The sequence below is a fragment of the Shouchella rhizosphaerae genome (assembly GCF_900142675.1).
GTDB lineage: Bacteria > Bacillota > Bacilli > Bacillales > Bacillaceae_D > Shouchella > Shouchella rhizosphaerae.
The window spans coordinates 1-20,834 of the sequence record NZ_FRBS01000010.1; the positions used below are offsets into that span (position 1 = coordinate 1).

Annotated in this window: 23 protein-coding genes, 1 rRNA gene and 1 other annotated feature; all 24 genes read left to right on the top strand. The window is 45.2% G+C overall.

Going from position 1 to position 20,834, the window contains the following annotated elements; all coding sequences use genetic code 11:
• The first annotated feature begins 191 nt into the window (after positions 1-191).
• The 24 genes from rrf (at position 192) to rplL (ending at position 20,769) form a co-directional block, all read left to right on the top strand.
• Positions 192-307 (top strand): 5S ribosomal RNA (gene rrf, locus BUC05_RS20290).
• Positions 308-862: 555 nt separating this feature from the next.
• Complete coding sequence (locus BUC05_RS20295; RefSeq protein ID WP_035202211.1) at positions 863-1,336, top strand: CtsR family transcriptional regulator; 474 nt, start codon at positions 863-865, stop codon at positions 1,334-1,336.
• Between the two features lie 15 nt (positions 1,337-1,351).
• Complete coding sequence (locus tag BUC05_RS20300) at positions 1,352-1,867, top strand: protein-arginine kinase activator protein McsA (protein ID WP_011244983.1); 516 nt, start codon at positions 1,352-1,354, stop codon at positions 1,865-1,867.
• 5 nt (positions 1,868-1,872) lie between these two features.
• Positions 1,873-2,949, top strand: a complete 1,077-nt coding sequence (locus BUC05_RS20305; protein ID WP_011244984.1) for a protein-arginine kinase McsB — start codon at positions 1,873-1,875, stop codon at positions 2,947-2,949.
• A gap of 20 nt (positions 2,950-2,969) precedes the next feature.
• Positions 2,970-5,426 carry an ATP-dependent protease ATP-binding subunit ClpC gene (gene clpC, locus BUC05_RS20310; protein ID WP_011244985.1) on the top strand — a complete coding sequence of 819 codons (2,457 nt, stop codon included), beginning with the start codon at positions 2,970-2,972 and terminating at the stop codon, positions 5,424-5,426.
• A 237-nt stretch (positions 5,427-5,663) separates the two neighbouring features.
• Positions 5,664-7,037, top strand: a complete 1,374-nt coding sequence (gene radA / locus BUC05_RS20315) for a DNA repair protein RadA (RefSeq protein ID WP_035202213.1) — start codon at positions 5,664-5,666, stop codon at positions 7,035-7,037.
• Between the two features lie 5 nt (positions 7,038-7,042).
• Entirely contained in the window at positions 7,043-8,116 is a 1,074-nt protein-coding gene (gene disA, locus BUC05_RS20320; RefSeq protein WP_011244987.1) for a DNA integrity scanning diadenylate cyclase DisA, read from the top strand.
• 151 nt (positions 8,117-8,267) lie between these two features.
• A complete protein-coding gene (locus BUC05_RS20325) occupies positions 8,268-9,371 on the top strand; it encodes a PIN/TRAM domain-containing protein (protein WP_011244988.1) in 1,104 nt (367 codons plus the stop codon).
• A 206-nt stretch (positions 9,372-9,577) separates the two neighbouring features.
• A complete protein-coding gene (gene ispD / locus BUC05_RS20330; RefSeq protein WP_035202216.1) occupies positions 9,578-10,267 on the top strand; it encodes a 2-C-methyl-D-erythritol 4-phosphate cytidylyltransferase in 690 nt (229 codons plus the stop codon).
• Positions 10,264-10,743 carry a 2-C-methyl-D-erythritol 2,4-cyclodiphosphate synthase gene (gene ispF, locus BUC05_RS20335; RefSeq protein ID WP_035202218.1) on the top strand — a complete coding sequence of 160 codons (480 nt, stop codon included), beginning with the start codon at positions 10,264-10,266 and terminating at the stop codon, positions 10,741-10,743. The genes ispD and ispF overlap by 4 nt, the downstream gene beginning before the upstream one ends.
• A gap of 66 nt (positions 10,744-10,809) precedes the next feature.
• Entirely contained in the window at positions 10,810-12,267 is a 1,458-nt protein-coding gene (gltX, locus tag BUC05_RS20340; protein WP_011244991.1) for a glutamate--tRNA ligase, read from the top strand.
• Positions 12,268-12,555: 288 nt separating this feature from the next.
• On the top strand, positions 12,556-13,221 hold the full coding sequence (gene cysE / locus BUC05_RS20345) for a serine O-acetyltransferase (protein ID WP_011244992.1): 666 nt from the start codon (positions 12,556-12,558) through the stop codon (positions 13,219-13,221).
• A gap of 50 nt (positions 13,222-13,271) precedes the next feature.
• The gene (cysS, locus tag BUC05_RS20350) at positions 13,272-14,672 is read left to right on the top strand and encodes a cysteine--tRNA ligase (RefSeq protein WP_073305864.1); all 1,401 of its coding nucleotides are present in this window, start codon (positions 13,272-13,274) and stop codon (positions 14,670-14,672) included.
• A complete protein-coding gene (locus BUC05_RS20355; RefSeq protein ID WP_035202248.1) occupies positions 14,672-15,085 on the top strand; it encodes a Mini-ribonuclease 3 in 414 nt (137 codons plus the stop codon). Before cysS ends, BUC05_RS20355 begins: the two co-directional genes overlap by 1 nt.
• Positions 15,082-15,873: a 23S rRNA (guanosine(2251)-2'-O)-methyltransferase RlmB gene (gene rlmB / locus BUC05_RS20360; RefSeq protein WP_011244995.1), complete on the top strand. Its 792-nt coding sequence runs from the start codon at positions 15,082-15,084 to the stop codon at positions 15,871-15,873. The genes BUC05_RS20355 and rlmB overlap by 4 nt, the downstream gene beginning before the upstream one ends.
• 7 nt (positions 15,874-15,880) lie before the next feature.
• Positions 15,881-16,393, top strand: coding sequence for an NYN domain-containing protein (locus BUC05_RS20365; protein ID WP_035202222.1), 513 nt, complete (start codon positions 15,881-15,883; stop codon positions 16,391-16,393).
• Between the two features lie 114 nt (positions 16,394-16,507).
• Positions 16,508-17,143 carry an RNA polymerase sporulation sigma factor SigH gene (gene sigH, locus BUC05_RS20370; protein WP_035202252.1) on the top strand — a complete coding sequence of 212 codons (636 nt, stop codon included), beginning with the start codon at positions 16,508-16,510 and terminating at the stop codon, positions 17,141-17,143.
• Positions 17,144-17,261: 118 nt separating this feature from the next.
• Entirely contained in the window at positions 17,262-17,408 is a 147-nt protein-coding gene (rpmG, locus tag BUC05_RS20375; protein ID WP_011244998.1) for a 50S ribosomal protein L33, read from the top strand.
• 73 nt (positions 17,409-17,481) lie between these two features.
• Positions 17,482-17,670, top strand: coding sequence for a preprotein translocase subunit SecE (gene secE, locus BUC05_RS20380; protein WP_011244999.1), 189 nt, complete (start codon positions 17,482-17,484; stop codon positions 17,668-17,670).
• A 56-nt stretch (positions 17,671-17,726) separates the two neighbouring features.
• Positions 17,727-18,263, top strand: coding sequence for a transcription termination/antitermination protein NusG (gene nusG, locus BUC05_RS20385; RefSeq protein ID WP_011245000.1), 537 nt, complete (start codon positions 17,727-17,729; stop codon positions 18,261-18,263).
• Positions 18,264-18,418: 155 nt separating this feature from the next.
• Positions 18,419-18,844, top strand: coding sequence for a 50S ribosomal protein L11 (gene rplK, locus BUC05_RS20390; protein ID WP_011245001.1), 426 nt, complete (start codon positions 18,419-18,421; stop codon positions 18,842-18,844).
• A gap of 95 nt (positions 18,845-18,939) precedes the next feature.
• Positions 18,940-19,635: a 50S ribosomal protein L1 gene (rplA, locus tag BUC05_RS20395; RefSeq protein WP_011245002.1), complete on the top strand. Its 696-nt coding sequence runs from the start codon at positions 18,940-18,942 to the stop codon at positions 19,633-19,635.
• A 40-nt stretch (positions 19,636-19,675) separates the two neighbouring features.
• Positions 19,676-19,814 (top strand) — a sequence feature (ribosomal protein L10 leader region).
• A 37-nt stretch (positions 19,815-19,851) separates the two neighbouring features.
• Positions 19,852-20,352, top strand: a complete 501-nt coding sequence (gene rplJ / locus BUC05_RS20400; RefSeq protein ID WP_011245003.1) for a 50S ribosomal protein L10 — start codon at positions 19,852-19,854, stop codon at positions 20,350-20,352.
• Between the two features lie 54 nt (positions 20,353-20,406).
• A complete protein-coding gene (gene rplL / locus BUC05_RS20405) occupies positions 20,407-20,769 on the top strand; it encodes a 50S ribosomal protein L7/L12 (RefSeq protein ID WP_011245004.1) in 363 nt (120 codons plus the stop codon).
• The last annotated feature ends 65 nt before the right edge of the window (positions 20,770-20,834 follow it).

Genomic DNA, 20,834 nt, shown 5'->3' on the forward strand with positions numbered 1-20,834 from the left:
GTACGTGACTGAAGAAGAATCACGAACGAGACGAAGAGATTCGCTGCTTATCTGAAGTCAAAAAAGAACTACGAAGAGAAGCGAGGAGTTCGAGGACAGGAGTGCTCGAAGAAGGGAGCGTACCCAAACGTACGTGACCGACTGAGAGACACGAACTGGACGAAAAAATCCGAAGCTTATCTGAAGTAGAGTCCGGTGACAATGGCAAAGAGGTCACACCCGTTCCCATGCCGAACACGGCCGTTAAGCTCTTTTGCGCCGATGGTAGTTGGAGGCTTCCTCCCGCGAGAGTAGGACGTTGCCGGGCAAATACTAAAGACACCTGAATAGGTGTCTTTTTTTGTTATGGGCAGGAAGCAAAAGAGCGACTGCTTCGAAGAAGCAGCGTTTAAAATACATATAAAAGCATACAGACATAAGCTCATATAAAAATACTACATGAATAGACACCACAGAAAAACACCGTGCCCTCCTGTGAGACGTAGGGATCATTTTCGTAAGACTACATGAAAAACATCATCGAAGAAGTTCCGTGTCCAACATCCCCGTAGGAAAAGATTCCGGAGCCAGGACGTTGCCGGGCTAAAGCAAAGACACCTGAAGAGGTGTCTTTAGTTTGTGTGTGTAAGTGCAAGCTCATTTAAAAGGAGCAATGCAAAAATTCCCTTAGGACAAGGGCCAAAAGATGCACCATTAAAAACGGAAGAAAATATCCTATAAATAGACGGAACCACGTCTAGAACCCCAATCCTTGGCGATAATAAAAAAGAGTTACTGGTTGAAGTTTTTTATAAAACTAGCTATAATTAAACCAATAAAAGTCAAATATAGTCAAAGTCAATGGCGGAAAGGGGTTGGTGGAATGCGCAATATTAGTGATTTGATTGAACAATACTTAAAGACAACATTAATGCGAAGCGGAAATGAACTATTGGAAATTAAACGTAGTGAGTTGGCTAAGCAGTTTCAATGTGTCCCGTCTCAAATCAATTACGTCATCAGCACCCGCTTTACTTTGGAAAAAGGCTATATTGTCGAAAGCAAAAGAGGCGGCGGAGGCTACATTCGTATAACGAAAGTTGAATCCCATGAAGACATTGCTTTATTTGAGCACATGTGTCAGCTTATCGGAAATAAAATAGACCAGCAAACGGCGCAAAACATTGTATTTCGTTTGTATGAAGAGGAAGCCATTACAAGACGGGAAGCTAATTTGATGATGAGCGCATTAGATCGTGCCCATTATAAATCGACAGTTGCCCATAGGGATGAAATTAGAGCAAATGTGCTGAAGGCAATGATTGAGACGCTTAAATACAAAGAAAACGAAACGTAGAAGGAGGGGTGAAAAATGGTCTGCCAAGAATGTAAAGAACGGCAAGCAACTCTTCATTTTACTAAAATTATAAATGGCCAAAAGCATGAAATGCACTTATGTGATCAGTGTGCACGTGAAAAAGGCGAATCAATTCCAGGGACCGATAGCTTTTCCATACACCATCTATTCTCGGGCTTGTTTAACATGGGAGCCGAACAAACGAGGGAAACAGCTGAACAAAAGCAAAGGTGCCCGAATTGCGGGATGAGTTACGAAAAATTTCTTCATATTGGTCGTTTTGGCTGCGCCCATTGCTACAAAGCGTTTGGCCCTCAATTAAGTTCGGTGTTTAAAAGAGTGCATGCTGGCAATGACACTCACAAAGGAAAAATTCCAAAAAGGATTGGCAAGTCCCTTAAAATTGAAAAACGGCTATTAGAGCTTAAGGCGCTATTGGATAGTCATATTCAAAAAGAAGAATTTGAAAAAGCCGCCGAATTGCGTGATGAAATTAAAAAATTGAAAGAGCAAATGGAAGGAGGCGAATAGGAGCTGTGAGCTTGGATCGTTTTCTGAAAAATGCCATTAGCCCTTGGATGAAAAAAGATGGTTCGGATGCGGATATTGTGCTTAGTAGCCGAATAAGGTTAGCAAGAAATATGAGTGCTTTTACATTTCCGATGCTCTCTTCTAAAGAAGAAGCATACGCCGTTGCAAAACATGTAAAAGATGCCTTAGGGGGAACGCAAGGTGAGGCCTTGGGCAAAGCTGAAATGTTGGCTATGGAAGATATGCGGACAAACGATAAACGGATGCTTGTCGAAAAGCATTTGATTAGTCCTCATTTGGCTGAGCAATCAAAGTATGGCATGGTGCTTTTAAGCGGAGATGAATCACTTAGCATTATGATTAATGAAGAGGACCATATTCGCATCCAAAGTTTAAGCGCTGGATTTGAGCTTGAAAATTGTTTACAGGCCGCTAATGCGGTAGACGATTGGGTTGAATCGCATTTAACTTATGCCTATGACAGCCAGTATGGTTATTTGACTAGCTGCCCAACGAATGTGGGAACGGGCATGCGTGCTTCCGTAATGATTCATCTACCTGCATTAGCGATGACCCGGCAGCTGCAACGAATTTTGCCGGCAATTAACCAATTGGGCTTAGTTGTAAGAGGAATTTATGGGGAAGGCAGCGAAGCTTTAGGTAACCTATTTCAAATTTCTAATCAAATAACGCTTGGAAAAACGGAACAGGATATTGTTGATGATTTACAAGGCGTAGTGAAGCAATTGATACGGCAAGAGCGTGTTGCGCGAGATTCGCTTTTACAGCACTCAAAGTTAGAACTTAAAGACCGTGTTTTTAGGTCTTACGGAATTTTAGCGAACAGCTATATTATTGATTCCAAAGAAGCGACAAGAAGGTTGTCTGATGTGCGCTTAGGAATCGATCTAGGTTTTATTGAAAACACGGCAGGGAAAATTCTAGATGAACTAATGATTTTGACACAACCAGGCTTCCTGCAACAATACGCGAAAACCGTTCTCACTCCCGAGCAACGCGATGAGAGACGGGCAGCTTTAATTCGCGAACGCTTAAAACTAGAACATGAAACAGCTGATTGAATAATTCGGAGGTGGATGGAATGATTTTTGGACGGTTTACTGAACGAGCCCAGAAAGTATTAGCGCTATCGCAAGAAGAGGCAATTCGTTTAAGCCACCATAATATTGGCACTGAACATATATTGCTCGGACTAATCCGTGAGGGTGAAGGAATTGCAGCGAAAGCTTTGCAACAGCTTGGACTTGGTTCCGAAAAATTGCAAAAAGAAGTAGAAACCCTAGTGGGAAAAGGGCAAGAAGGGCAAAAAAGCATTCATAGCACGCCTCATTATACGCCAAGAGCAAAGAAAGTAATTGAGCTGTCTATGGATGAAGCAAGAAAGCTTGGCCATTCATACGTTGGAACCGAACATATATTGCTTGGCCTCATCCGCGAAGGAGAAGGCGTAGCAGCACGAGTCCTTAATAATTTAGGGGTCAGCTTAAATAAAGCGAGACAACAAGTATTGCAGTTGCTTGGAAGCAATGAAGGAGGAAGCTCGTCACAATCAAACGGTGCGGCAACTAATGCCAATACGCCGACATTGGATAGCCTTGCCCGTGATTTAACAGCGATTGCTAGGGAGGAAACGCTTGATCCGGTTATTGGACGTAGCCGTGAAATAGAGCGAGTTATTCAAGTGCTTAGCCGCCGTACGAAAAACAACCCAGTATTAATTGGAGAGCCCGGTGTCGGAAAAACGGCAATTGCCGAAGGGCTGGCCCAAAGCATTGTTGCCAATGAAGTCCCAGAAACATTGCGCAATAAGCGAGTGATGACACTCGACATGGGAACTGTTGTCGCTGGAACAAAATACCGCGGCGAATTCGAAGATCGGCTGAAAAAAGTGATGGACGAAATTCGCCAAGCAGGCAACGTGATTCTGTTTATTGACGAATTGCATACATTAATTGGCGCAGGAGGCGCTGAAGGAGCCATTGATGCTTCTAATATTTTGAAACCGTCTTTGGCTAGAGGGGAACTTCAATGTATTGGCGCGACGACACTAGATGAGTACCGCAAGTATATTGAAAAAGACGCGGCATTGGAACGCCGGTTCCAACCCATTCAAGTTGACGAGCCAACGATTGATGAATCGATCCAAATCCTTTATGGTTTGCGTGATCGCTATGAAGCCCATCACCGAGTGACCATTACGGACGAGGCGGTGGAAGAAGCAGTAAAGTTGTCCGACCGTTATATTTCGGACCGGTTTTTGCCAGATAAAGCGATTGACTTAATTGATGAAGCAGCTTCAAAAGTCCGCCTCCGTTCTTACACGGCTCCGCCAAATTTAAAAGAGCTAGAGGCGAAGCTTGAAGAAACAAGAAAAGAAAAAGACGCTTCTGTCCAAAGCCAAGAATTTGAAAAGGCCGCTTCCTTACGTGATACCGAACAACGGTTGCGTGAAGAGCTGGAAGAAATGAAAAATGAGTGGAAGAAAAAGCAAGGTCAAGAAAACACAGAAGTATTGGTTGAGGATATCGCCCAAGTTGTTTCTAGCTGGACAGGAATTCCGGTTTCCAAACTAGCGGAAGAGGAAACGGAACGTTTGTTGAAAATGGAAGAGATTCTCCATGAGCGTGTCGTTGGCCAAGAAGAAGCTGTTAAATCCATTTCGAAAGCGATTCGCCGTGCTCGCGCTGGATTAAAAGATCCAAAGCGGCCAATAGGATCATTTATTTTCCTGGGTCCAACGGGTGTTGGTAAAACCGAGCTTGCCCGGGCTGTAGCAGAAACGTTATTTGGTGATGAAGATGCTGTCATACGGATTGACATGTCTGAGTATATGGAAAAACACGCAACAAGCCGGCTAGTTGGTTCGCCTCCAGGTTATGTTGGCCATGAAGAGGGTGGGCAATTAACGGAAAAAATCCGTAGAAAGCCTTACTCTGTTATATTGCTTGATGAAATCGAAAAAGCGCACCCCGATGTATTCAATTTGCTTTTGCAAGTATTGGAAGATGGGCGTTTAACGGATTCAAAAGGACGGACTGTTGATTTCCGTAATACAGCTGTCATCATGACATCCAATGTGGGAGCCTCCCAGCTCAAACGCAATAAGTATCTCGGCTTTACAATTGAATCGGAAGGGCAGGAGTACAAAGACATGAAAGACCGTGTCATGTCTGAACTGAAAAACAGCTTCCGCCCTGAATTTTTAAACCGTATAGACGAAATCATTGTGTTCCACTCTCTTGAGAAAAAGCATGTGCGCAAAATTATTACAAAGATGGCCGACCAACTGAAAGGGCGACTTTCAGAGCAAGGCATAGATTTTGAGCTGACAGAAGAAGCAAAAGATAAAATCACTGATATCGGTTTTGATCCAGAATACGGGGCCCGCCCATTACGCCGGGCTTTGCAAAAAGAAGTAGAAGACCGTTTGTCAGAGGAACTGTTAAAAGGCACAATTGTCAAAGGCCAAAAAGCGGTTATCTATGTGAAAGATGGCAAGCTAATGGTAGAAGGAAAAGAAAAATCAAGCATTTCCTGATGTGAAGAACCGGAGGCACACCCTCCGGTTCTTTTAAAAAAGAACGTTGGCGCCCTCGCCTCGTTGTTTTTCGCCTCAACTTATGCAGACAATCTGCACCTCTTGTTCATTTACTCCTATGTTATTTCACTTTGTTTTTTTTGCACTCAGTGACACGATTTCATGGAGCTTTTCTTACGTTTCTATTTGCTTTTTGGTACACTACATGTAGTGAATCCAAACGGGGGAATGGGATACATGGCGAAACAAAAAACGAAGTTCGTCTGCCAAGAGTGTGGCTATGAATCAGCAAAATGGATGGGCAAATGCCCTGGTTGCCAAAGCTGGAACACAATGGTGGAAGAAATAAACATCCTTGAAAAACAAAAAAACCGTAGCTATGTAACTTCCAGTGGTACACGGCAAAAACCGCAACCGATTACGGCGGTGCAAGGAGAAAAGGAACCGCGTGTAAGCACGACAATGGCAGAACTGGACCGTGTCCTTGGCGGGGGAATCGTTCCAGGATCACTTGTTTTAGTTGGTGGCGATCCGGGTATCGGAAAATCAACATTGCTCTTACAATTGTCAGCGAAGCTGGCAAACGTAAACGAACGAGTACTCTATATTTCTGGAGAAGAATCAGTTAAACAAACGAAGTTAAGGGCTGACCGTCTTGAACTAGCATCAGATCAGCTATACGTATTAGCAGAAACAGACATTGCTTTAATTGAAGGGGCTATAGATGAAGTCCAGCCGTCTTTGGTAATTATTGATTCGATCCAAACCGTTTACCAGGACGAGATTACGTCTGCTCCGGGAAGCGTTGCCCAAGTGCGAGAATGCACGGCTGCGTTTATGCGTGTCGCAAAAACAAAAGGAGTGGCAATATTTATTGTCGGCCATGTTACAAAGCAAGGTTCTATTGCCGGTCCAAAGCTGCTCGAGCATATGGTCGACTCTGTTCTCTATTTTGAAGGAGAGCGGCATCACAGTTACCGCATTTTGCGTGCAGTGAAAAACCGATTTGGCTCCACCAATGAAATGGGCATTTTTGAAATGAAACAGCTTGGCTTAGAGGAAGTGAAAAACCCGTCAGAGATCTTTTTGGAGGAACGTTCGCAAGGAGCGGCTGGCTCAGTCGTTGTCGCTTCCATGGAGGGCACAAGGCCTGTTCTCGTAGAATTACAAGCGCTAATTTCGCCTATGGGATTTGGCAATCCTCGGAGAATGGCAACGGGGCTTGACCATAACCGTGTCTCCCTTTTAATGGCTGTCTTGGAAAAGCGGGCAGGCATGCTCTTGCAAAACCAAGATGCTTATTTAAAAGTAGCTGGAGGCGTAAAGTTAGATGAACCGGCGATCGATTTGGCGATTGCTCTTAGCATTGCTTCAAGTTTCCGAGACCAGCCAACAGAACCGATGGACGTAGCGATTGGCGAAGTAGGGTTGACGGGGGAAATCCGCCGTGTCTCTAGAATCGACCAACGCGTCAATGAAGCCGCGAAACTAGGCTTTAAACGTGTCATCATACCTGAAAAAAACAAAGGCGGCTGGACTGCGCCAGCGGGCATTGAAGTGATTGGCGTGCAGACACTTGAACAAGCGATTGAAGTTGTTTTAGGGAGGTAAGATGGATGGAAGAACGGAATCGAACTGCATTTATCCAAAACTTATTAAAGTTAGTAGCGCCAGGCACGCCGCTTAGAGCTGGGATTGACAATGTACTCCGCGCGAAAACAGGAGGGCTGATCGTCCTTGGCTACAACAGCGAAATGATGAACATTGTGGACGGCGGTTTCTTTATTAATAGTGATTTTTCACCGGCTTATTTGTATGAGCTAGCTAAAATGGACGGTGCCATTATTTTGAGTGAAGACGGAAAACGTATTTTGTATGCCAATACGCAATTGGTGCCGAACAATAATATAAGTTCGAGCGAAACAGGGATTCGTCACCGTTCTGCTGAACGGGTTGCTAAACAAACAGGCAATTTGACGATTTCCATTTCCCAGCGGCGAAACGTCATCACTCTCTACCAAGGGGAATATCGTTACGCTCTAAAAGACATTGGCGTCATTTTGACGAAAGCCAATCAAGCGATCCAAACGCTTGAAAAATATAAAGCGGTATTAGACCAAGGCATTACAAATTTAGGAGCGCTTGAATTTGAACAGCTTGTTACTTACAGTGATGTGATTCAAGTCATTCACCGGGTGCAAATGGTGTTGCGGATTAAACAAGAGATCCAAAATTTTATTCTTGAGCTAGGGGACGAAGGCCGCTTAATTACGATGCAGCTAAAAGAGCTTGTTTCTAATACAGAACAGGAAGCTCTGTATTTGCTAAAGGATTACGCCAAAGAGCGGACGCAAGACGTCAAGAAAACATTAAAGGAACTCACGACGTTGTTAAACGAAGACTTGCTCGACGAGCAGGCGATTATAAAAGCGCTTGGCTATTCAAGAACAAGCAATTTTCTAGAACAACCAGCCTCACCCCGTGGTTACCGAATTTTGCACCGCATCCCACGGCTGCCATCACAAATCATTGAAAATGTCATTGACGAATACGGTCATCTCTCAAGCGTAATGGTTGCGACGGAAGACCAGCTTGATGAAGTCGACGGCATCGGCGAGGCGAGAGCCAAAATGATTAAGGATGGATTAAACCGCATTCAAGAGCAACTTTTCGTCGATCGCCACATTTGACAAGGAGTGTTTCACTCCTTAAGGGTACGTTTCTTAATATTCAGTAAAAATATTTTTTACGTGATCTCGTGTTTTTTTATGGGAAATCCAGACTACTAGGTTTGAGAGTTGTAAACTTGTCTATAATAGCTAAAAGGAGGTGTAAGAGTGAATGCTTAATTGGATTGTTCGGATTTTCTTTTTATTAGCGGGAGGAACATTAGGATTCTTGTTTGTCCCTGAATTTATTGCAGTAATAGCGCTAGAAGTGCCGGCGTGGTTGGCTAGTCCTTATACAGGGGCAGTACTCGGTGCTTTGCTCTTATATGGTCTGTCCTTGTTTATTGTCGATCTTATTGTTAATTTCTTTCGGGTTGTCGAGGAAACAATTGTCAAAGCGCCGCTTGCTGATGTGTTGTCTGGATCAATGGGCTTGACGGTCGGACTTGTGGCCGGTTATTTTCTCGGGACGCCGTTAAGTGGATTGGATTTGCCGGTTATTAGCAATATTTTGCCTATGTTTATTACGATTCTTCTCGGTTATCTAGGCTTCCAAATCGGCTTCAAAAAACGAGATGAGCTGTTTCAATTAGTTGTCTCTATGCGAGTGCCAAGAGATAAAGAGCGTGACAAAAAGAAAGAAGAGACTGACTCTAATCTCGGCGGCAAACAAATGAAAATTCTTGATACGAGCGTCATTATTGATGGGCGGATTGCTGATATTTGCCAAACCGGCTTTCTAGAAGGCACGCTTGTCATCCCTGAATTCGTGTTAGATGAATTACAGCATATTGCTGATTCTTCTGATGCATTGAAACGAAATCGTGGCCGTAGAGGCCTTGACATACTAAATAAAATACAAAAAGAATTGCCTGTCAATGTTGAAATATACGAGGGCGATTTTGAAGACATTCAAGAAGTGGACAGCAAGCTAGTCAAATTGGCAAAAATCACTTCTGGAATTGTTGTAACCAACGACTTTAATTTAAACAAAGTGTGTGAATTGCAAGGTCTAAAAGTGCTAAACATCAACGATTTGGCAAATGCGGTCAAGCCAGTTGTTTTGCCAGGTGAGGTTCTTAATGTGAATGTCATTAAGGATGGGAAGGAAAACCATCAAGGAATTGCTTACTTAGATGATGGCACGATGATCGTCGTTGAAGGGGGCCGTGATTATATGAATAAGCAAATTGATGTCACGGTGACAAGTGTCCTGCAAACAAGTGCAGGGCGGATGATTTTTGCCAAACCTAAATCGCTTGAAAAAGCACTATAGGAAAGTAGAGCGCTGCACGATCATGCACTGCTTGATATGCGCTTGCAGTGAAGGATCAATTCAGTTCTATAATCTGAAGCCTATGCCCCTTGGGGTGTAGGCTGTTTGCCTGTTTTACGCTACTTGTTTCTAAAGGGGCGTTTTTTTAGGCATACTGGCGTACCCATGGTAAACTAGGCATATAACGAAAAAAAGGGAGAACATAGATGGAGTACGCTGCAATTGTCCTAGCGGCCGGACAAGGAAAACGAATGAAAGCAGGTATGAATAAACAGTTAATCGATTTAAACGGCATTCCTCTGATCGTCCATTCACTCAGGCTGTTTGAAGAAGATGAGGCTTGTAAAGCGATCTGGCTTGTAGTGAGTGAACCGGAAAGGCAGATAATGGAGAAGCTTGTTGCAGAGTATCAGATAGGCAAAGTAAAAGGGCTTGTAAATGGAGGAGCTGAACGGCAAGACAGCGTTTATGCAGGGTTAAAAGGAATGGAGGAGGCAGAAATCGTCCTTATTCACGATGGTGCCCGGCCGTTTGTCGCTAAACCTATTTTGACAAAGCTGGCCGATGAAGCGGCTCAAAGCGGGGCTGCGATTGCTGCTGTACCGGTCAAAGATACAGTCAAGCTTGCCAACAAAAACAGCGTTGCACGTACAGTTGAACGGAAAAACCTCTGGGCTGCGCAAACACCACAAGCTTTCCAGTATGAGCTCGTCTTGGCCGCACACGAAGACGCTAAAAAACACGGGTTTCTCGGGACCGACGATGCAAGTCTTGTAGAAAGATTGGACAAACGCGTCACCATTGTCGAGAGCGATTACTTAAATATTAAATTAACGACTGAGGAAGACCTGTTATTTGCTGAAACGATATTAAAGAAAAGGGAGAACCAATTATGATTCGGATTGGACAAGGATTTGATGTACACCAGCTCGCTGAAGGCAGGCCGCTATTATTAGGAGGGGTTCATATTCCCCATCCGAAGGGGCTTCTCGGCCATTCAGACGCTGATGTCCTTTTGCATACAATTACCGATGCAGCTCTTGGCGCGATTGGAGCAGGCGATTTGGGGAAACATTTCCCAGATACGGATGAAGCGTTCAAGGATGCTGACTCTAAACACCTATTGAGCCAAGCTTGGCAGCTTGTAAAAAACGCCGGTTATACGTTAGGGAATGTTGATTGTACGGTGATGGCCCAAAAGCCAAAGCTAGCGCCTTATATTGAAGCGATGCGGAAACAAATTGCTGAATTGCTGGAAACAGACGTGGCCAACGTTAGCGTTAAAGCAACGACGACGGAAACGCTAGGGTTTGTAGGTCGTGAGGAGGGGATAGCTGCGCAGGCAGTTATCTTGCTGCAGAAAGCAGAGTAGCCTTTGTTTTTACCGCGGAACGTGCTATGATGATTCAGAATAAGGTAGCCAAAGGAGTGCGTCGTGATGACGAAAGATATACGGGTCCGGTTTGCCCCTAGTCCTACGGGGCATCTGCATATAGGCGGAGCGCGGTCGGCGCTGTTTAATTACTTGTTTGCTAAATCAGCAGGCGGCGCGTTTGTGCTGCGGATTGAAGATACAGACCAAGCACGGAATGTGGATACAGCAACTGAAAAATTAATGGACAGTTTAAGATGGCTTGGCCTAGAGTGGGATGAAAGCATTGACACAGAGGCCGGCAAATATGGCCCATACCGCTCAATGGAACGCGTTGATATTTATAAGAACTATATTCAACAGCTGTTGGATGAGAAAAAAGCATACTACTGTTACATGACGGAAGAAGAGTTAGAAGCAGAGCGCGAGGCGCAAAAAGCGCGGGGCGAAATGCCAAAATACAGCGGCCGTGACCGCGACTTAACAGCGGAACAACGGGCAGCTTACGAGGCGAAGGGCATTCAGCCTGTTGTTCGTTTCCGAGTGCCTGAGGGGCAAACTGTTTCATTTCATGATGCCGTTCGTGGCGAGGTGTCTTTTGAGACAGACGGAATTGGCGATTTCGTGATTGCACGTAAAGATGGTGTACCGATGTACAACTTTGCCGTTGTCGTCGATGACCATTTGATGAACATTTCCCATGTGATCCGTGGGGAAGAGCATCTTTCCAATACGCCTCGGCAAATTTTACTCTACGAGGCATTTGGATGGGATGTGCCAAAATTTGCCCACGCTTCCTTGATTTTAAACCCAGACAGGCAGAAGATGAGTAAGCGTGATGAATCGATTATCCAATTTGTCGAGCAGTATAAATCATTGGGCTATATGCCTGAAGCAATTGTCAATTTCCTAGCATTGCTTGGTTGGTCGCCAGTCGGCGAGGAAGAAATCTTTTCGCTTGAAGAACTATGCGAACAATTTACACTCGATCGCGTTTCAAAAGCGCCGGCTATTTTTGACACAGATAAGCTCGCCTGGATGAACAATCAATACATGAAAAACGCTGATTTGGATACTGTTGTCGACTTAGCGTTGCCCCACTTAGTTGCCAGCGGTAAACTGCCAGAACAGTTGGATGAAGGCAAGCGGGAATGGGCGCGCCGTTTAATTGGCTTATACCAGGAGCAAATGCATTACGGGGCTGAAATCGTCGAACTGACGGAAATGTTCTTCAAAGAAGAAGTCGATTATACAGAAGAAGCGAAAACCGTGCTGGCAGAAGAACAAGTTCCTGAAGTGCTAAGCCAATTTGCAAAAGAGCTAGAATCGCTAGAAGGATTTTTTGCCGCTGACATCAAAAAAGCGATTAAAGCAACGCAAAAAGCGACTGGGCAAAAAGGGAAAAAATTGTTTATGCCAATTCGCGCAGCGGTGAGCGGTCAAACACATGGCCCAGAGCTTGGCGATACGATCGAGCTTTTAGGAAAAAGCGTTGTGAAAGCACGCTTGCAAGCTGCTATTTAATATTTAATAAGAATAGATACAAAACGTTGAATGGGAATGCCAGCGAAGAACTTTCGCAGAGAGGGCGGCCGTCGGCTGAAAGCCGCCTGTAAGAGACGCGCATGGTTTGCCCCCATGAGTCTTTTCTTGAACAAGAACACGTAGGGAAAAGCGGGTCGCTCCGTTACAAGCGATTAGAGATTCAGCAATAAGCTGAAAAAAGCAGAGTGGAACCGTGCAGTAAGCGCCTCTGTACCTTCGTTGGGAGGTGCAGGGGCGTTTTTTATTGCGATGAAGGAGGGGGATCAGATGGGGCTTGCTCGTACATTGTTGAATGATATTGATGTCGTCTTTGAACAAGATCCTGCTGCACGTAGTCGGCTAGAAGTCATTTTTACGTACTCGGGTGTGCACGCTGTTTGGGGGCATCGGATTGCTCACGGTCTATGGAAACGGAAATGGTATTTCTTAGCGCGCCTGCTTTCGCAAATTGTCCGCTTTATGACAGGGATTGAAATCCATCCAGGGGCAAAGATCGGGCAAAGGCTATTTATTGACCACGGCATGGGCGTCGTCATTGGCGAGACTTGCGAAATTGGAGACAATGTAACGATTTTCCAAGGCGTAACTTTAGGGGGCACTGGCAAAGAAAAGGGGAAGCGCCATCCAACTGTAAAAGACGGCGTGCTCATTGCCAGTGGAGCTAAAGTGCTTGGCTCATTTACAATCGGCGAAGGAGCCCGGATAGGGGCAGGCTCTGTCGTGTTAAACGAAGTGCCACCCCATTCGACGGTTGTAGGTATCCCTGGGAAAATTGTTGTGCAAAATGGAATAAAAGTGAGCTCGGCCCGTTCCCTTGACCACCATGCCTTGCCTGACCCTGTTGCTGACAAGATTGCTGAATTAGAACGGGAAATTGCCCGTTTAAAAGCAGAGTACAGCAAGCTTGCCGATAAACAAAGCACATTGGACTAGAGTGGCTTCATAAAGTATGGATACCAAGCAAGTAGAAAGGACGACAGACGATGATTAAGCTGTTTAATAGTTTGACAAATAAAAAAGAACCATTCGTGCCGATTGAGGAAGGCAAAGTTAAGATGTATTGCTGCGGACCGACCGTGTACAATTACATTCACATCGGCAATGCCCGGCCGCCCATTGTGTACGACATGGTGCGCCGGTATTTGACTTACCGAGGCTACGACGTAACCTTTGTCTCAAATTTTACGGATGTGGACGATAAAATTATACGCGCTGCCAATGAACTTGGCGAAGAAGTAGCAGATGTCGCCGAACGGTTTATTAAAGCGTATTACGCCGATACATGTGCTTTGAATGTAAAGGAAGCCGATCTTCACCCTCGTGTGACAGAAACGATGGATGACATCATTGCCTTTATTGCTGAGCTGGAGAAAAAAGGATTTGCATATGAAGCAGGGGGCGATGTCTATTTCCGCACACGCAAATTTAACGGCTATGGCAAATTATCTGGCCAAGCGCTCGACGATTTGCAAAGCGGCGCTAGAATAGAAGTAGATGAGCGTAAGGAAGACCCACTCGATTTTGTATTATGGAAAGCAGCAAAACCAAATGAAATTTCGTGGAGCAGCCCGTGGGGCGAGGGCCGTCCTGGTTGGCACATTGAGTGCTCGGCCATGATTAAGAAGAGTTTAGGGGATACAATTGACATCCACGCAGGCGGCAAGGATTTGACGTTTCCCCATCATGAAAACGAAATTGCCCAGTCAGAAGCGTTAACAGGCAAAAAATTGGCCAATTATTGGATGCACAACGGATTTGTTAACATAAACAACGAAAAAATGTCGAAATCACTCGGAAACTTTGTGCTTGCACATGACATCATCCAACAATATTCGCCAGAAGTCGTTCGGTTTTTCATGCTCACTGCCCATTATCGCACTCCAATTAACTTTAGTGATGAGCTTCTTAAAGGAGCTGAAGCCGGACTAGAGCGCTTGAAAAATACAGTCGCCAATTTGCAGCACCGCTTGGCGGAAACAGCTGATATGGGGGCAGAAGAGGAGTGGCTCGAAAAGATTGCTGGCGCAAAACAACATTTTATCGAAGAAATGGATGACGATTTCAATAGCGCCAATGCAATAAGTGTGTTGTTTGACCTTGCTAAAGAAGCCAATATTTATATGAGCGAAGCACAAACGTCCAAAAAAGTGCTAAATGCTTTTTTGGAGTTGTTTGCCGAGTTTGGCGAAGTGCTTGGTGTAAGCTTTACACAACAAGAGGAAGAGCTTCTTGATGCTGAAATTGAGGCGTTGATTGAAGAGCGCAATGTTGCCCGGAAAGAACGGAACTTTGCCCGTGCTGATGAAATTCGTGACCTCTTAAAAGAGAAAAACATCGTGCTAGAAGATACGCCACAAGGCGTGCGTTGGAAGCGGGGGTCATGATGAGTACGAACAGGGAATGGCGCCAGCTGAATGGGCTTGCGCTTGCTTATATGGGAGACGCTGTGTATGAACAGCGTGTCCGCTATGAGCTGTTGAAACAAGGAGCCGTGCGGCCAAACCGCTTGCACAAAGCAGCGACTACGTATGTCTCTGCAAAAGCGCAGGCCGCCGTTCTTTTCCAAATGGGCGAACAAGGCATTTTAACAGAAGAGGAACAAGCCATTGTCCGCCGGGGCCGGAATGCCAAATCCCATACCACGCCAAAAAATACAGACGTGGCCACTTACCGGAATGCAACTGGTTTTGAAGCGCTCCTTGGGTATTTGTATTTGACGAATAAACATGAGCGATTGGAAGAGCTGCTCAAGCTGGCATTGACAATGGCTGCACAGAAAGAAGGGAACCCGTCATGAGCAAACGTACCAACCCGCAACCAAAAAAACAGATGAAGGGCGACAACCGCCAAGAAGAATTCATTGTCGGCAAAAACCCAGTGATCGAAGCAATTAAATCAGGGCACCCCATCCATAAAATTTGGATTGGCGACCAATCGCAAAAAGGGCAAATGACGAAACTGACACAATTGGCAAAAGAACAAAATGTGCTAGTGCAAACGGCCCCTAAGCGTAAGCTTGACCAACTTGTCGGCCATAGCAACCACCAAGGCGTCGTCGCCTCCGTGGCCGCGTACGAATATGCAGACATGGATGCATTATTTGCCAAAGCAGCCGCTGCTCATGAAGCTCCATTTTTCCTCGTGCTTGACGAAATAGAGGATCCTCATAATTTAGGCTCCATTATGCGGACCGCCGACGCTGTAGGAGCACACGGCATCATCATCCCAAAACGCCGTTCGGTCGGGCTGACGCAAACAGTCGCAAAAGCATCGACAGGAGCGATTGAATACATTCCTGTGGTTCGTGTCACCAATTTGGCCCGGACAATGGACGAGCTTAAAAAGCAAGGACTATGGTTTGCTGGCACGGACGCGGCTGCAGAGGGTGACTATCGCGAAGCCGATTACAACTTGCCACTTTGCCTCGTCATTGGCAGTGAAGGCAAAGGGATTAGCCGCCTGATTAAAGAAAAATGTGATTTTCTCGTTAGCATTCCGATGAAAGGGCGCGTCACTTCATTGAATGCGTCCGTTGCGGCAAGCTTGTTGATGTACGAAGTGTTCCACAAGCGGGCTGGGCAGTGAGCGGGCAATGGAGAATATTCTGCTCGTTGACGGCTACAACATGATTGGAGCATGGCCATCTTTGCAGAAATTGAAGGAAAAGGATTTTGGCGCGGCTAGGGATCAACTGGTTGACTTATTGGCGGAATATGCAGCATTTACAGGTTACCGCGTTATTGCCGTTTTTGACGCCCATATGGTTGCTGGGATCGGCAAATCGTATAATCACCATCGGGTCGAGATTGTCTATACGAAAAAAAACGAGACAGCCGATGAGCGGATCGAAAAGCTTGTTCAGACATTGAAGCGGATCGACCGGGTGATCCACGTAGCCACTTCTGATTTGGCAGAGCAGTCTCACGCCTTTGGGAGTGGGGCTTTGCGGAAGTCGGCTAGGGAGATGGCAATCGAAATGGGAATGGCAACAAAAGAAATCGACAAAATCGTACAAAAAACGAAGAAAGCGCAAGAGTCGTCGAAAATTACGTTATCAGAGGAAGTTGCCGAAGTTTTTGAGAGATGGCGTCGAGGCGGCAAATGAATAGTTGACCTGCTAGAAAAAAGTGCTATATAATGTGTATAACTTTTCACAACATTATGTCTATGCTATCGCGGAGGAGTGATTAGTTTGGGTGCAAGTCTAGCAGAAGGAACATTGACGTACAAAGAAAGTCCGTTTGAAGAGTGGGAAGATGATTCTTTGATTAAAGAAGTCCGAACTGGCAATACGTTAGCTTTAGAGCATTTGATTGGAAAGTACCGCAATTTTGTTCGGGCTAAAGCACGGTCGTATTTTCTTATTGGCGCTGATCATGAAGACATTGTGCAAGAAGGTATGATTGGTTTATATAAGGCTGTAAGAGACTTTAATGTGGACAAGCTTTCTTCGTTTAAGGCTTTCGCAGAATTGTGCATCACAAGGCAAATTATTACCGCGATAAAAACAGCTACAAGGCAAAAGCACATACCCCTTAATTCATATGTGTCGTTGGACAAGCCTCTTTATGATGAGGAGTCGGACAGGACATTAATGGATGTCATTTGCGGCAACAAGGTAACGGATCCAGAAGCGCTTTTAATTAATCAAGAAGATTTTGCTTACATCGAAGGGAAGATGAGCGAGATCTTAAGTGAGCTGGAGAGGCAAGTGCTGATGCTTTATTTGGATGGAAGAACGTACCAGGAAATATCGATTGATTTAAAACGACACGTCAAATCGATAGACAATGCCCTCCAGCGTGTAAAACGTAAACTGGAAAGGTATGTGGAACTGAAAAGCGTAATGTTGTGATGAAAAGGGCGGGGCGATTAGCTTCCGTCCTTTGTATATTACGCTTCAGCCCAGCATTGACACCCGTTTAGTGCTGTGCTAGAGTCAAAGAGTGTGTGCAACGTACGGAGGTGTGCCCGTGAGTGGCAAACGTGTCTTGGCTTGCGACATCTGCAAGTCCCGTAATTACTCGGTAACAAGCGCTAAAAAAAGCGATACTCGGCTTACGGTAAAAAAATTTTGCAAACGGTGCAATGGACATACACTGCATGTAGAAACGCGTTGATAATACAGGAAAATCGCAAAGCTTTGACGTTTATCTTTTCGATATTGTGTAATGCTGGAGGTGTACGGATCACATGGCAGATGAAAACAAAGGACCAGTTACTTTTCTTCGTAATGTAGGCAGGGAAATGAAACGCGTAACATGGCCAACTAAAAAAGAGTTAACCCGTTATACGTTAGTTGTCCTCACAACGCTTATTTTTATGGTTGCTTTTTTCTATCTAGTCGATCTAGGTATTTCGACGTTGCTGCGGATGCTGTAGCGTATAAAGTTGAAGCTCTGGGAATGTTAAAGGAGGGAAGGACGCTGTCCTGAACAATGGAAAAAAACTGGTTTGTGGTACACACATACTCTGGCTATGAAAACAAAGTGAAAGCGAACCTTGAAAAGCGGGTTGAGTCAATGGAAATGACTGACCATATTTTTCGTGTGCTTGTACCTGTCGAAGAAGAGACAGAAATAAAAAACGGAAAAACGAAGCAAGTGTCACGCAAAGTGTTCCCAGGCTATGTGCTAGTGGAAATGGTCATGACTGACGATTCATGGTATGTTGTCCGCAATACACCAGGGGTAACAGGGTTCGTTGGTTCGGCTGGAGCAGGCTCCAAGCCGACGCCGCTTATGCCCGATGAGGTTGAGCGGATCTTGAAGCAAATGGGCGTTGTTGAAGCCCAAGAAGAAGTAGACTTTGAACTGAAAGAATCGGTTAAAGTGAAATCAGGTCCGTTTGCTGATTTTGTCGGCACAATCGAAGAGATACAGGTAGAAAAACGGAAACTGAAAGTCCATGTAAATATGTTCGGGCGCGAAACGCCAGTGGAGCTTGAGTTTGGTCAAGTTGAAAAGATTTCTTAAAAAACCTTGCTTCTTGGCGGTATAGGTGATAGAATTTCAATGTTTAGTATAGATTTCTCTATGCTTGTCGGATGCATATGCATCCGTCTTTTTGAGTGGGAGGGTACAAGTTGTGTATCCGGTAACCACATCACGGACTTAAGGAGGTGTGTCACGTGGCTAAAAAGGTAATTAAAATGGTTAAGCTACAAATCCCTGCGGGTAAAGCCAATCCGGCACCACCAGTTGGACCGGCTCTCGGTCAAGCAGGTGTGAACATTATGGGATTTTGTAAAGAATTTAACGCTCGTACATCTGACCAAGCAGGTTTGATTATTCCAGTGGAAATCACTGTATTTGAAGACCGTTCGTTTACATTCATCACGAAAACGCCACCTGCTGCTGTGCTATTGAAAAAAGCGGCAGGGATTGACTCAGGTTCTGGCGAGCCGAATCGTACAAAAGTTGCAACGGTTAAACGCGATAAAGTACGTGAGATTGCTGAAACAAAAATGCCAGATCTGAATGCGGCTTCTGTAGAAGCGGCTATGCGCATGGTTGAGGGTACAGCCCGCAGCATGGGCATTGTGATCGAAGACTAATTGGTTGCTGTGAGAGGTTGCGCCCAAGCTGGAGTCGCAGCCTTTCAAATAGTGGGAGGAATTTCCGTTAACACCACATACGAGGAGGAAATAAAATGGCTAAAAAAGGCAAGAAATATGCAGACGCTTTAAAGCTTGTAGACCGTGATACGGCTTACCAAGCGGAAGAAGCGCTTGAACTAGTAAAGAAAACATCAGTCGCTAAGTTTGACGAAACAGTAGAAGTTGCTGTTCGCCTTGGCGTTGACCCTAAAAAAGCGGACCAACAAATCCGCGGCGCGGTTGTGCTTCCTCATGGAACAGGCAAAACCCAACGTGTACTAGTATTTGCGAAAGGCGAAAAAGCAAAAGAAGCAGAAGCGGCTGGAGCAGATTACGTTGGCGAAGACGACCTCATCAACAAAATTAACCAAGGTTGGTTTGATTTTGACGTGATCGTTGCCACTCCTGATATGATGGCGCAAGTCGGTAGACTTGGACGGGTGCTTGGACCGAAAGGCCTAATGCCAAACCCGAAAACAGGCACGGTTACATTTGATGTAACAAAAGCCGTTGAAGAAATCAAAGCGGGTAAAGTGGAGTACCGTGTTGATAAATCAGGCAACATCCATGTGCCAATCGGCAAAGTATCATTCGATACGCCTAAATTGCTGGAAAACTTCCAAACAATCGTAGAAACACTTCACAAAGTGAAACCGGCAGCTGCAAAAGGAACATATGTGAAGAACATTGCAGTAGCTTCAACGATGGGTCCTGGAATCCGTGTGACTACGACTGCTTTTGCAAAATAAAAGTTGCGCTAGCAATATAACTTGTGTTATGTTGGTAGTTGGAAATAGAATAGTCATACCGTAGACAGCAGGTGCTTCATAGCTTAAATATCCTGCCGAGGTGAGCGAATAGATCTCTTTTTACTAGAGCTTAAAGCCCTCGTGTGTCTTCGTGCCACGAGGGCTTTTCTATGGAAACTCAAGCGGTGTGCGAACAGTTTTACAGGAGGTGTAACGATGAGCAAAGTTTTAGAGCAAAAACAACAAGTTGTAGCTGAAGTAGCGGCAAAATTGCGCGACAGCAAATCAACGGTAATTGTTGATTACCGCGGACTGAATGTAGCGCAAGTTACTGAGCTTCGTAAACAGTTGCGTGAAGCTGGCGTTGAGTACAAAGTATATAAAAATACGCTTGTGCGCCGTGCGACAGCAGAAGCTGGTCTTACTGGCTTGGATGAGCATCTCGTAGGCCCAACTGCGATTGCGTTTGGTGTCGATGATGTGATTGCTCCTGCAAAAGTGCTAAACGAATTTGCGAAAAACAACGAAGCATTAACAATTAAAACAGGCGTCATCGAAGGGAACATTTCGACTGCGGATGAAGTGAAAGCCTTGGCTGAGCTTCCTTCACGCGAAGGACTTCTTTCTATGCTTGCCAACGTCCTTCAAGCGCCAGTTCGCCAATTTGCACTTGCTGCAAAAGCGGTGGCCGAGCAAAAAGAAGAGCAAGGCGCGTAAATTGTTGCTTGCTTAAATGCATTTCATAATGAAAATTGACTAGGAGGATTTACAATGAGCAAAGACCAAATCATTGAAGCGATTAAAGAAATGACTGTTCTTGAACTTAATGACCTTGTAAAAGCAATCGAAGAGGAGTTTGGTGTAACAGCAGCAGCGCCTGTAGCAGTTGCTGGCGGCGCAGCAGAAGGTGGCGCAGCTGAACAAACTGAATTCGATGTTGTTCTTGAGTCTGCTGGTTCTTCTAAAATTGGCGTTATCAAAGTGGTTCGCGAAATCACTGGCCTTGGCTTGAAAGAAGCAAAAGCCCTTGTTGACGGTGCTCCGGCTCCAATTAAAGAAGGCGTTGCGAAAGAAGAAGCCGAAGAAATCAAAGGCAAGCTTGAAGAAGCAGGCGCTAGCGTCGAGTTGAAGTAGGCGTTTAGCATCGCACAAGAAGGCCCGCGGATGTCCGCGGGCCTTCTTTTCCCATTCATGAAAGG